The organism is Sulfurimonas sp. SWIR-19 (assembly GCF_020410885.1).
GTDB classification, from domain to species: Bacteria; Campylobacterota; Campylobacteria; order Campylobacterales; family Sulfurimonadaceae; genus Sulfurimonas; species Sulfurimonas sediminis.
Genome location: NZ_CP084578.1, coordinates 88556 through 100872 on the forward strand (window position 1 = coordinate 88556; position 12317 = coordinate 100872).

Consider the following 12317-nt stretch of genomic DNA (forward strand, 5'->3'; position numbering starts at 1 on the left):
GAGGATCCTTATGGAAAAATTTCACATGCTTTTATATCTAAATTTTTAAAATTTTCAAATAAAAGCTCTCCTTCATCCGTTACGGCAATTATAGCAACATCATATTCTTTTGACAAGTCTTTCAATTCATGGGCAGGGGTATTAAAGGCTATAGTCGCAACCGCATCCAAAAGTGTTGCTGTTATACCGTTTTTTAAAACTGTTAGACTGCTGTAGTAATGGTTTTGTGTAGCAGACTGACTGTCTAATATATGATGATTTTTTTTCGAGCCGATATAACGTTCATAATCTCCACTTGTAGAGATACTAAAAGGCGTGTTTTTTGTTTCGATGACACCAAGATATTTGTGTATGTCAAAAGGATTGGTAATGGCGACCCGGTAGTTTTTTCCCAGTGTAAGTATCTCACCCCCTGCATTGACAAGGATTTTTGTCGCTCCTTTGCTTTGTAGAAATAAAAATACTTTTTGAGCAATATACCCTTTGCCTATCCCCCCAAGATCCAGACGCATTCTTTTTTTTGCAAGAAATACTGTATTGTCTTTTACATGTAACTGGCGGTAATCGACAAGATGTTTTGTTTTTTGAAGTTCTTGTTTGGCAGGTATCTTCTTATTTGTTTTCCCAAAACCGTAAAGCCCCTGTGTCAAAGCACCGATTGTGGGATCGAATTTTCCTTTTGAGCGTTGTGCGATTTTGAGTGCTTCTGAAAAAAGTTCACACTCCTCTTGGTTACATGTAACCGCTTCAATTCCTGCATTTTTATTGATTAGAGAAACAAGGGAATCCTTATTATAGGCAGAAAATCTCTCTTCAAAACGCTTGACTCTATCAAGCGCTTCAAAGAGAATTTTGCGAGAAACATTGGCCTCCATGATGAGCTCTGTGCTCATCACTTTGGCTTTTAATCCTCTTATGAAAAAACCCATTTTAATACTCAAACTCATAGGTGAGTGTGGTGAAAACAGCCTTTATGCTGTCCACGCCATACCAGTTTTTAATATAATCGTTTTTACTGGTTTGATAATAGTCAATGCTTGCTGTCACCTTGTCACCTTTACTTGTTTTATAAATGAATGGCAGTCCAATTGTATAGGAGTCAAAGGCACTCATACGGTAGTCTATGGCAAAGTAAGGGTCATTGACACGGTAGCTGCCAAGAGCTTTGACAAAATTGGACTTTGTCTGCGTATAATAGCGCAATCTAAGGCCAGATGTAAAATGTGAACTGAAATCGTGCAACTCTTCTATATTGACTGTATGTGATTTTATATCCCAGTCATCTGTATAATACCGATAGGAAAAGTTCATTGCATTGTCTGGGTTAAGGAGATATACTCCCTTGAGTGCAAATGCTTTTCCTGTTCGTGTTTGGGGATAGTTTTCAAACTTTGCAAAACCATCTTGCAGTACATAATGATACGGAGAAGATAAAAAACCTTCACTGTACATGTAAGAGAAAACGCCCTGAAGCGAAAATCCCGGTGTTATCAACTGATTGAGAGAGAGGTCAATTTTACCCTCTTTTCTATCATCTCTTGGCAGTTCTCTGTCAAATACAGGGTACCAGTAATCAAATGATTGTGAAATACCGATTCCAAGTGCAGTATTTTGCTCGTTGAGTTGACGTACATAGTTTACAAAGACTGCTCTGCCGGTATAATCTGCCTCTTTTGAGTAATATGCTCCAAAGCTTAGCATATTTTTTCCGTCATCATATGTAGCCATAAGAGTCGGGGCATAGCGTACATCATCAAAAAGCGTTCCTTCCGCACGTGATGCACCTGTAACGGCATCCACTCTTTGTGAATTGGCACCGTTACTGATACTTGCTGCCGTAATTGTGTCAATTCTCATCTTAAATCCGAGCATCCACTGATGCGATACTTTTTTAAACAAAGAAAATGTCGGTGAATAAACCTGTACATCTGCATTGTCACTGTAGCTGTTTATTCCAAAACTCATACTGTCTTTCAGGCTCGATGCCAAAGAACTTATCTCAAGTGCAACAAGAGAAATCATCATCCATATAAAATATTTTAACGACATCCGCAACCCCCCTGAAAACTACTCTCCCCTCCGGCGCTCGCTTCACGGATAAGAAAGATATGTCCCTCCTGTTCGGCACGTTCGGCAATCGGAGAAAGACTCATTTTGTCTTGCGCAAAAAACTCTTTCTCGTACGGCATAACCCGGACAAGTTTTTCACTGCAGCCTGTTATAAATAGCATTAAAAGCACTAAAAAAAGTATCTTCATCCCTATTTCCTTTCCAACTCAGCTATCTTTTTCTCTAAATCCTTTATCATTGCTTTATCAAGGCTGCCTATGTAAACTGCTGCAATTTTTCCTTCTTTGTCAATCAGGAATGAAGATGGCAGTCCGGGACATCTATAGGCCTTTGGCAAACTCTTTTTTACATCATACAGGGCAATAAGATCTTTATTGGGATCAACTCTGTTTAGAAACTCTTTTGCATTGTCATTCACACTGTCTATACTTGCAGCAACAACTATAAAATCTTTTTTGTTGTGCCGTTTTTGCAAAGCAACAAAAAGAGGCATCTCCTCTTGGCATCCACTGCACCAGCTTGCCCAAAGGTTTAGCAGTACTACTTTGCCATTCATATCACTATTGCTTAGTACTTTTGCAGGCTTATAAAGCAGTGGCAGTGTATAGGCTACCTGTTTGTCTCCTTCTCTCGGTGCGGCAAAAAGAGTGAGGCATATCATTACTGTTAATATTACTTTTTTCATTATTTCTCTCCTTATTTACATAAATCAGCATTGATTGATGCATTCAAAAAATCGGTTGTTTTTCCGTTGTGACAGGCATTACACGATAAACGATTTGAAAAATTTTGTGGATTATCGATAGAATATTCTCCGCCACTAAAATTATGTGATGCCTGTCGTGACTGTGCCATTGTACGTCCGGATACCCTTTCAATTATTCTTACTGTGTAAGAACCGTTGAGCGTAGCATTAAAAAGTCTGTCAAGTAAAAAAATATTACCTCTTCCTTTATTTCCTTTTGAATTTTCATCATAATAGCTGGCTGTCGAATACACAGTATTGAAGTTATTATCCAAAAACTCTACAGCCAGATCTGCATCACATACCTGGTTGAGGTCATCTATATCGGTGGTATTGTAACTTTTAAAAAGTGTCCCTCCAAAAACAAGATGTTTGTCTATCCCAAGATCAACATTGTGACATGCCAAACAATCGCGTCCCTGAAAATGCCAACCGCTTGCAGTGGTTGTATTTTCTTCTCCCCCGTCATCTTCACCGCATCCGTTTAAGAACAGTGTTACAGGGATTATTACTGCCATAATCCAGTATTTCATCAAGCCTCCTTTGTTTTTTGTTATTTTATGCATCAATTATGAAAAATTGATGAAGATTTCGTCCTCTATGGTAAATATTTTAAAAACTCTTCTGGCGGCTTGTAGCCAATTATTCTATGCTTCTTTTGCTCCTGTGCATCCTCGTTGAAAAACAAAATAGCCGGAGGTCCAAAAAGATTGTACTTCCTGAGTATCTCTTTTTGTGCTTTTGAATTTTTGGTTATATCAACTTGAACCAAAACAAACGGCTGCAGTGCTTTTTTTACTGCTTGATTTGTAAAAGTGTTGTGTTCAAGTTCTTTGCATGAAACACACCAGTCGGCATAGAAATCCACCAGAATTCTTTTTCCCTGGTTCTGGTCAAAAACTTTTTGTAATTCCTCTAAAGAACCTACCTGGATAAACATCAAATCCTGATTCTTTTTCTCGCTTGTCGCTGTAAATTTTTCTAAAGGATTTAGTAAATTTGTTGTACCACTTATAAACCCAATGAGTAGAGTAATTCCAAATACAAACATCACAATGCCAAAGCCTTTAAAAAGAGCATTCCATGAACGTTTTGTCCTCTCTAGCGGTTCAAAGGCACCAAGGTAGACTGATGTTATCATGAAAAGAAGTGCCCAGAGCAGTATAATCACTGTAGGCGGAAGTATGCGAGAAAGCATCCAGATTGCTGTCATAAGCATAATGACACCAAAGACTTTGGAGACTATGCTCATCCATCCACCAGGTTTTGGCATCAGTTTTCCGGCACCAATTCCGATCAGCAACAATGGCATTCCCATTCCAAGGCTTAACACAAAAAGTGCCATACCTCCAAGGAGTGCGTCACCTGTTTGTCCGATATAAACCAGCGCACCGGTAAGGGGAGGTGCCATACAGGGACCAACTATTAAAGCAGATAAAAATCCCATGACGGCGACACCAAGAAAACCGCCTTTGCTTTCCGCTTTTGATGATGCATGAGAGAGCTTACTCTGCCAGGATGATGGCAAACCTATCTCGAAAAATCCAAACATGGACAAAGCAAGAACTACAAACACTGCTGCAAAAGCAGTTAAAACCCATTCGTTTTGCAAAGATGCCTGTATATTTTCACCAAAAATTCCTGCAAAAACCCCGGCAAGCGTATAAGTAAAACTCATTGCCAGGATATAGACCAAAGAGAGCATAAAACCTCTTTTTGCATTCATCCCCTCACCTTGTGAAATAATGATAGATGAAAGAATAGGGATCATAGGAAAGACACAGGGCGTAAGTGCCAGTAATAAGCCAAATCCAAAAAAACTTAATAAAATCAGAACAATATTGCCATCTTTGAAAGTTTGAGCAATTATATCATTATCAAAAAGTTCTCCTTTTGACTGTAAATGGTTTTGAGACTCTTTAGAATACTCTTGTGGAGGGATATTGGTGATATTTAAAGAAAACTGTTTAGTCTGTGGCTCATAGCAAAGCCCTTTGCTTGAGCATCCCTGATAGCTAAGCAAAAGAGTGGTTTTGTTCAGTGACTTTTGAGTTTTTACAATGTCCGCACTGATAGTTACATCTTTTGTAAAAACTAAAGAGCCGGCATGATCAACCGGTTTGGGAGAAAAAGTTATATTTTTTAAAAGGACACCTGCGTCTTTGAGTGAAAGTTTTATGCTCTTTTTATAAAGATAGATTTCAGGGGCAAGTGCTATTTTAGCTTTTACTTGTTTCCCTTGCAGGATAACACTTGGTTTAAAAGCCTCCTTTGGCATCACAAAGTCTGTGGTGCCAAAAAGAGTGTGCACAAAAAAGGTTACGAATAAGAGATATTTCATTCTTTTTCCTAATTATCAAGTGCACCGGCAGCAATCCAGTCACGAACTGTCGAGTATTCTACAGAAGAAGTGCTGATGATGATGCCTCCTCCGTGTCCTGTACTTCCGCTTCCTTTTTGTAAAAGAGAGGAGTTTGTAGGATTTGCGGCATCAACAAAAGGGATAACCCCTGCATATGGCGTTGTGCTGTTTGTTATGGAGAAATTACCATTGTTTCCATGGCAGGAAGCACAGTTGTTATTTAATATCGGCAAGACATCATTGGCAAAAGAAATTGCTGGCAATGATGGTGTTGTTGAAGTGTTTGTATCCGCAGGCGCTGTTGTATTTGTATCCACTGGAAGCGGCACAGTCGTTGTGTCATTTGTATCTGCCGGAAGTGCTACAGTTGTATTGTTTGTATCTGCTGTAACAGGAGCCTGATACATAAATGATACAATTCTCCCTGGTGCTCCATTTGCTCCGTTGAGAGAGTGACAACTGTTACAATCGAGTCGGGAGTCATTGTGTGAGTTTGTGGCTGAGCGATTTACTACATTTCCGGCTCTGTCTAAAACTTCAACAGTATAATTTCCTAATCCTGCATTTACATTCGCATATACATTTCCTGTTCCGCGGGCCAAACGGTATGATTCTATTACACCGCTTTGGAGTACCAGGCGTAAGCTGTAGCCGCTGGCGGCCTGGGATGCATTTGCATTTTCCCCATGAAGCAGCGTATAGACAGTGGCACCGGAACTAAAAGCATTTTCTCCGGCTTCACTGTTTTCATTGTTTTCATTATCTTCATTGAGGGCAACAGCACCTGTAGTACTGTGACATTGCGCACAGCTTTGACCTTGATAATGTTGAGTGTCTTCTCCCGTATCTTCATAGTCTACATCCCCGTGCTCAGCTTCATAATCAGATTTCAAATTTATAAGATGTGTTGTGAGTTGTGCTATTTCATCCTCACCAATCTCATTTTCAAGTTCTGTTTCTATATCTGAAAGTTGTGCTTCGTTTTCAATTTTTTGTACAGTGGTGCTTGTGAGTGCCAATGAGTCGATCAGGTCTCTCTCCTCCTGTTCTGTATCATGTGCATCCTCTTGCATATATTTGTCATATTCTGCCAGAACATCGACATCTCTTATTACAGCTGTTGTGTTTAACTCGTTGAGATCATTAATATTTGCAGTTTTTGTGTACTTGTAAAGTGCATTTGAAATAGCTTCCACTTTCAAAGACTCGCTCGGAGTTTTTTCAAATACATCAGCCTGTGTCAGGTTTAAATCATTTAACATTGCATCCAATGCTGTTTGTGTCTGCGGATTTATATCAAGTGTTGTCAGGAGTGTTATCACATTCCCTTTGACTGTGGTTAAATTCATATCATTGACGACATCACCAAGGCTTACTTTCCCGTCTCTGTCAAGATCAATTACCCCCTTGCTTGCAACTATAGGGTAGGTCGGTTGTGAAGCAAAACTGTACTTTCCGTTTGCCAGCTCAGTTGCAACTTGTCCTGAGGCATCTACTACATCTGCTCCGATAATCGGTCCTCTCTCAACTGTAATTGTAGTTGCTCCTGCAACCTGTTGTGCTGGATCCGTTGCCGTTGTGTTGGTTGAACTTCCACAGCCGCTTAATATTGCCATTGCTGCCGCAATGCTAAGAATAGAAATGTTTTTCATAATAAACTCCTTTAAAGTTTTGATAGTGCTACTTTAAAACAGTTTTATGAAAAAAAAATGAAGATTGAAAGATTTTTATGAAGATTTTTCTATTTTGTATCCTACCCCGCGGATACTTTTTATAAACTCTTTATTTTGAAGCTTTTTTCGAATATTTTTTACATGTACATCAACAAGATTGCTGTGTTTGACAGAATAATTGCTTTTGTTGATATGCTCACTTAATTGATAGCGTGTTAAAACCTGATTTGGATTTTTCATCATTAACTCCAAAAGATCAAATTCCGCAGTCGTTAATTCTATTTTTTCTTTTCCGACAAATACCTCTCTGTTGCTTTCGAGCAAAGTGACATTGCCAATAGTGATTTCAGTTTTTTTGATACTGTTTTCACGACGCAACAAAGCACGCACTCTTGCCAAAAGCTCCACTGTTGAGTATGGTTTACATAAATAATCATCAGCGCCACTGTCTAAAACAGATACTCTGTCATTGACTTCAGCGTTTGCTGAGAGCATAAAAACAGGTGTCTGAATGCCCAAGTCACGTATCTCTCTTAAAAGTATCAAACCATCACCGTCACCAAGATTCCAGTCGAGAAGAATCAGTGCATAATGGTTTTCATCAATCAACTGCTGGGCTTCTCTGTAACCAAAAGCAACATCACAGTGATACCCTTCCGCTTTGAGAAATTTTGCAAGTTGTTTTGCAACAATCACATAATCTTCTACTATTAAAATATTCATGACCGGGAGTTTTTTTCCTTAGCTTTTGAATTCGTCGATTGTTTTCTGTAAAGAAGAGGCAACCTGTACGAGTTTTTGCAAATCAGCTTCTATACTGACGACACTTGTGCCGTTCGCGGTGGAAAGGGTTTCTATCTTTCCTATATAGTGAATGATTTCTTGAATGTTTTGCGACATTTTTTCACTGTCATCTTTTGATTTGTTTGCCATCTGTGAAGAGGTTTGCATCGCTTTGGAAGTTGTCGTGATTTTTTGTTCCACATCATCAGATATATTGACAAGGGCTTCTATGTTTTGTGCATTGACTGTCATCTTGTCACTGACGTCATTGATAGCCTGCACAATGGTACTGACGTTGATGTCTATCTCTGCCAAACTTTTCTGGGTACGTTCAGCCAGTTTTCTGACTTCATCGGCAACCACGGCAAATCCGCGTCCGTGTTCTCCTGCGCGCGCAGCTTCTATGGCGGCATTGAGGGCTAAAAGATTTGTCTGTTCGGCTATCTCTTTGATGACACTTAAGACATCTTTGACCTGATCGGCATCATCTTTGAGAACCAGAAGTTCACCGGAGAGTTCGTTTTCACTCTCTACAAAATGTTCTACTTCACTGTTGAGTTTTGCCAAAGAGCTGTGTGCTGATTCGAGTTCTTTTTCGGCATTGAGAATCGTTTCCTGTGTAACAGTGGCTGCCTCTATGGTTTCATCTAAAATCTTTTGGATATCTTCTGTTTTTTGGCTTGCTTTGGAAACAATTTCTCTCTCCTGCTGTACCCCCTTGCGTATGACATGGGAGGAAATTTCTATTTCAGAAGCAATTTCATTGTTTTGTTCACCGAGAGATTTTACCTCATTTATGGTAGATTGTATCATCTCTATAAAGTGATTGACTTCATTGGCAGTTTCACCAAACTCATTGCCTTTTTTGTATGAGAGTCGTTTTGTCAGGTCTTTGTCTCCACGGACAAGGTCTGCAATTCTTTCTTTGAGATTGTTCAGCGGTGTAAAAATTTCACGGCTGAAAAAAATGAGAGCAACAATACTAAAAGCGATACCTCCGATAATCAAAGAGATGATAAGCGTTGTGTTTGTCTGTGTAATCTCTTCATCGTTTTTGTCAAGAGATATTGTCAAATCCATTGCTCCAAGAGCATACCCGACTTCTGCATTGTAGTGACACTGCAGACAGCGTTTTTCGGCTATCATAGGTTTTATCATGCGAATAATATGGTGCCCGTTTTCATTTTTTTCGATAATTTTTGTCTGTTTGTTTTGCAAAACTTCCTGTATAAGAGGATTTTTGGTATATTTTTCCTCCGGAGCATAAACAGCAATCACGGCTTGTGATTTTATAATCTTCAGGTCATCAATCCCGTCAATTTTTTTTGCACTTTCAAAAGCGGTCTGTACAACTTCAGGATCTCCCATCATCATACTTGTTGTCATCGTCTGAAAAATGGACTCACTCAGCATCTTTAGAGATTTTTTTGTTGTGCTGTTGGAAAGAGAATGCAGGGTCGAAGAGAGGTAGTAGGACATTCCGATGAGCCCGAGTATGCTCAGTGTGACAATGGAAAAGATGACTTTCGATTTTACCGATGTTAGCATAAAAATACCTTGTTAGTGAAATTTTTTAAATAATTATAGCCAAAGAAACTCTTTTCAAGATTACATGCTGTATATTAAATACTCAATCTGCTCCAAAAGTTCTTGGTTTTGTATGCTGTTTTGCACTGCGTAAGCAAGGGCACCACCTGCGCCAACACCCTCTTTTGCTTCGCCCTCGTCATACTTTTTGAGTATGGGTATCTGGGTTTTTGCAAAACTGAATGTTGTGTAGAGTGTATGGGGTGTATAGCTTAACTGCTCTAAAATATGGGCAATATCGGAGTTCTTGTCCTTTGTGACCCACTGCGTGGTTGCCAGGGTAATGTTGTCATGTTTGACCCGCATCAAAACATCTTCTCTGAGTCTGTCGGCGATTAAGAGACAGGCTGCCATCTGTGTTCCTCCTGCCAAAACTATTTCAAACCGCTTGGAAGCTTCAAGCAAAAATCCGGCACAAAAAAGAAGCATATTATCACTGACAATGCCAAGTTTTTCAAAATTGTCCATGTCACTGTTGATGAGACTGAGGGCTTTGTTGATTGTTTGACTCTTGATGTCGCTCGGTACATGGAAGAAACTTGAAGAAAAATCATCCGCACAGTCATAACCGAGTGCCAAGACGGAAGCGGTTGCTGTTGTTGTGCCTGCCGGGGTACTTTCTCCTAAAACCAGATAGTTGCCTTTGAGCTCATAGGCCTTTCCAAACTTCATGCCTTTTGCAAATATCTCTTTTGCATTGATATCGGCACCTTTGTCTATTGCCTGGGAGGGATGGATGTCAAAGTGGTGCGTGGTACAGTTTTTCGGCTGGGTGACAAACCCCAAATCCAAAATTTCTATAGTGCTGAAGGGTGTAAGATTATGTACCGCACGGGTAATAAGTGCAGGACTAGGGACACCTGTAGGTGTTTCGGCAAGCTCGCCCAAAGAGAAAACTTTTTCATGACTTATGTATTCGGCGTCAAGGGTAGGGGTAAGCGGAATCATCCCCGGAATCCCGGCCTGGGTGATCCCGTCTATTTCACAGGTCTTTGTGACACTTGCGGCAAGTAAAAAATCAGCTTTTCCCTCAGGAAGGGAGTCCAAATCGTTTGTCAGTATATTATATGTTTGCATTATAAGAATCTTTTTTCTAATTGTAACAAAAATTACAAATATTTTCTTTTGTTTCAATATATTTTGGATAGTTTAAGTTTTTACTGTTAGAATTAAAACTGATTTTAATTAAGAGGAGCATAGTTATATGTTGAAAAAAAGTGTTATTATAGCGTCGCTGATGGCGTTGGTTTTAGTTGGGTTTAGTGGTTGTAGTGCGATGAAGACAGCCGTAAAAAAGAGAAATCTTGATGTACAGACAAAAATGTCTGAAACTGTATTTTTGGAGCCTGTGAGCCCGGAAGAAAAGATTATCTACTTTGATATGAGAAATACTTCTGACAAGCAGGTTGATGTTAAGACTGCAATCGCTAACGAGTTTAGAGCCAAAGGCTATAAAATAACGAATGATCCAAAGAAAGCAACATATATGCTCCAGGGAAATATTCTAAAAGTCGGTAAAAGTGACTTAAGAGAAGCGCAGGCTATGATGGGCTCCAGTTTTGGTGCGGCATTAACCGGGGGTGCTTTAGGTGCTGCAACATCATACTCATTAGGCGGTGGCGGACGTACGAGTGCTGCGATAGGATTAGCAGGTGCTGCACTTGGTTTTCTTGGAGATGCCTTGGTAGAAGATACAGTATATGTAATGGTAACTGATTTACAAATCCGTGAGAGACCACTTGCTGGTGAAGTTGTAACACAAACACAGCAGGCATCTTTGGCACAGGGAAGCTCTACAAAAGTACAGCAAGACATTAAAGGCGGCAAAGTAAAATGGAAAACGTACCGTACGCGTATTATTTCAACTGCAAATAAAATGAATTTAAAATTTGACGAAGCACGTCCGGTTCTTGAAAAAGCACTTGCTCGTTCAATTGCAGGTGTATTTTAACAAAATCAGAAAGAGCAGTTTGTAAACTGTTCTTTCTACCCGTCCATAAGCTTTCTAGTCAATATCCACACCATCCCAGAATTCATCATAATCCAAATTAGTCAGTGCATTTTCATCTGCAAGATTTTTTTCAAGCAGTTTTTTCTGCTGTTCTTCAAAATAGAGTTCAAGGGCTTCATTGATAAGGGTACTTTCATCTTTTTTAAGGATTTGCGTAAATGTTTCCAGGTTTTGGAGGTTGTAGTCGTTAATAGTTATTTTCATAAAATATTTTAGCAAATTTTAGCCAAAATATACTAACTTTGACTAAATTTTGTAAGTCTTATTTTGTTTGGACAACTCTTTTATTAAGTGGCTGTGTCGGTCTTTCATTGTTTCTGTAGTATTTTCTTAAAGCATCGAGTTGTGATTTTGAGATGTTGACAGTATCTTTAAAAATATACCACTCTACACCTTCTGTACAAGGAGGTGTGGTAAAAGAGCCTTTGTAATGATAGTAGTGGTCGGTATCTTCTGGCAAGAGGTCATTGGGATTTATGGTGACTTTTGCTTTGGCATTGAGAATTTTTGTTAATGCAGGATTCTCTTCGCCCACTTCAAACATTACAGCTATAACAGCTACCGACCCGTCTTTTGCCATATGGACAAAATGCGCGACTGCATTGTATCTTCTGCCGTCAATTGTGTGCTCGCTCATACCGTGAAAATGAAACTGTTTTAATTTGTACTCTTTTGCGTGCAGTGAAACATAGCCTGCATCAACCGGGGTGACTTTAAGAGAGTGCCCGTTGTCCACAACAGTGGAAACACCTTTGTAGTCTTCGGAAAGTTTGATTGTGTAGCTATGGTCCAGTTGCTGTGTTTTTTCTGTTTCTATATTGATGGGAGACTGTTCTTTGCCCTCTTTGCAGGTTTTACTGAAGTGTCCCCAGTCCTGAGGGCCGTGTTTTGCATAGTCCCAATGTGCTTCAACACCGGCAAATGCCATTGTAGCACCTGCCATCAGTGCCAAAGTTGCTGTACTAAACTTTTTCATAAATTCGTTTCCTTATTTTAGGTGGGTACTCCTAAACGCCATTAAGTTAAGTATTTTTTTGGAACGCGGACTTCAGTCCGGGCTGAGAGCGGTAAGACTATTGCAACAGC

The 12317-nt window shown here is 39.6% G+C and carries 13 protein-coding genes; 1 reads left to right on the top strand and 12 read right to left on the bottom strand.

The genetic code is table 11. The features are described 5' to 3' along the window. Nucleotides 1-8: 8 nt before the first annotated feature. The 10 genes from LCX93_RS00395 to LCX93_RS00440 form a co-directional block, all read right to left on the bottom strand. Nucleotides 9-947 (bottom strand): FAD:protein FMN transferase, encoded by a 939-nt coding sequence (locus LCX93_RS00395; protein WP_226066998.1) that lies wholly within the window; start codon nucleotides 945-947, stop codon nucleotides 9-11. Next, complete coding sequence (locus tag LCX93_RS00400; protein WP_226067000.1) at nucleotides 931-2049, bottom strand: DUF3570 domain-containing protein; 1119 nt, start codon at nucleotides 2047-2049, stop codon at nucleotides 931-933. The genes LCX93_RS00395 and LCX93_RS00400 overlap by 17 nt, the downstream gene beginning before the upstream one ends. Beyond that, nucleotides 2040-2258: a DUF4266 domain-containing protein gene (locus LCX93_RS00405; RefSeq protein WP_226067002.1), complete on the bottom strand. Its 219-nt coding sequence runs from the start codon at nucleotides 2256-2258 to the stop codon at nucleotides 2040-2042. The genes LCX93_RS00400 and LCX93_RS00405 overlap by 10 nt, the downstream gene beginning before the upstream one ends. Nucleotides 2259-2260: 2 nt before the next feature. Continuing rightward, nucleotides 2261-2755, bottom strand: coding sequence for a TlpA family protein disulfide reductase (locus LCX93_RS00410; RefSeq protein ID WP_226067004.1), 495 nt, complete (start codon nucleotides 2753-2755; stop codon nucleotides 2261-2263). Between the two features lie 11 nt (nucleotides 2756-2766). After that, complete coding sequence (locus tag LCX93_RS00415; RefSeq protein ID WP_226067006.1) at nucleotides 2767-3348, bottom strand: hypothetical protein; 582 nt, start codon at nucleotides 3346-3348, stop codon at nucleotides 2767-2769. A 65-nt stretch (nucleotides 3349-3413) separates the two neighbouring features. Then, entirely contained in the window at nucleotides 3414-5156 is a 1743-nt protein-coding gene (gene dsbD / locus LCX93_RS00420) for a protein-disulfide reductase DsbD (protein WP_226067008.1), read from the bottom strand. Nucleotides 5157-5164: 8 nt separating this feature from the next. Continuing rightward, nucleotides 5165-6829, bottom strand: a complete 1665-nt coding sequence (locus LCX93_RS00425; RefSeq protein WP_226067010.1) for a hypothetical protein — start codon at nucleotides 6827-6829, stop codon at nucleotides 5165-5167. Nucleotides 6830-6904: 75 nt separating this feature from the next. After that, nucleotides 6905-7573: a response regulator transcription factor gene (locus LCX93_RS00430; protein ID WP_226067012.1), complete on the bottom strand. Its 669-nt coding sequence runs from the start codon at nucleotides 7571-7573 to the stop codon at nucleotides 6905-6907. Between the two features lie 18 nt (nucleotides 7574-7591). Beyond that, nucleotides 7592-9181 (bottom strand): methyl-accepting chemotaxis protein, encoded by a 1590-nt coding sequence (locus LCX93_RS00435; protein WP_226067014.1) that lies wholly within the window; start codon nucleotides 9179-9181, stop codon nucleotides 7592-7594. A 60-nt stretch (nucleotides 9182-9241) separates the two neighbouring features. Further along, on the bottom strand, nucleotides 9242-10297 hold the full coding sequence (locus LCX93_RS00440; RefSeq protein ID WP_226067016.1) for a nicotinate-nucleotide--dimethylbenzimidazole phosphoribosyltransferase: 1056 nt from the start codon (nucleotides 10295-10297) through the stop codon (nucleotides 9242-9244). Between the two features lie 127 nt (nucleotides 10298-10424). Between LCX93_RS00440 and LCX93_RS00445 the strand changes: the two genes are divergently transcribed. Beyond that, nucleotides 10425-11171 carry a complement resistance protein TraT gene (locus LCX93_RS00445; RefSeq protein ID WP_226067018.1) on the top strand — a complete coding sequence of 249 codons (747 nt, stop codon included), beginning with the start codon at nucleotides 10425-10427 and terminating at the stop codon, nucleotides 11169-11171. 54 nt (nucleotides 11172-11225) lie between these two features. On the opposite strand, the gene LCX93_RS00450 is transcribed toward LCX93_RS00445, so the two are convergent. Together LCX93_RS00450 and LCX93_RS00455 are read right to left on the bottom strand one after the other, a co-directional pair. Next, on the bottom strand, nucleotides 11226-11435 hold the full coding sequence (locus LCX93_RS00450) for a hypothetical protein (RefSeq protein WP_226067020.1): 210 nt from the start codon (nucleotides 11433-11435) through the stop codon (nucleotides 11226-11228). A gap of 58 nt (nucleotides 11436-11493) precedes the next feature. Continuing rightward, on the bottom strand, nucleotides 11494-12207 hold the full coding sequence (locus LCX93_RS00455; protein WP_226067022.1) for a carbonic anhydrase: 714 nt from the start codon (nucleotides 12205-12207) through the stop codon (nucleotides 11494-11496). Nucleotides 12208-12317 lie beyond the last annotated feature (110 nt).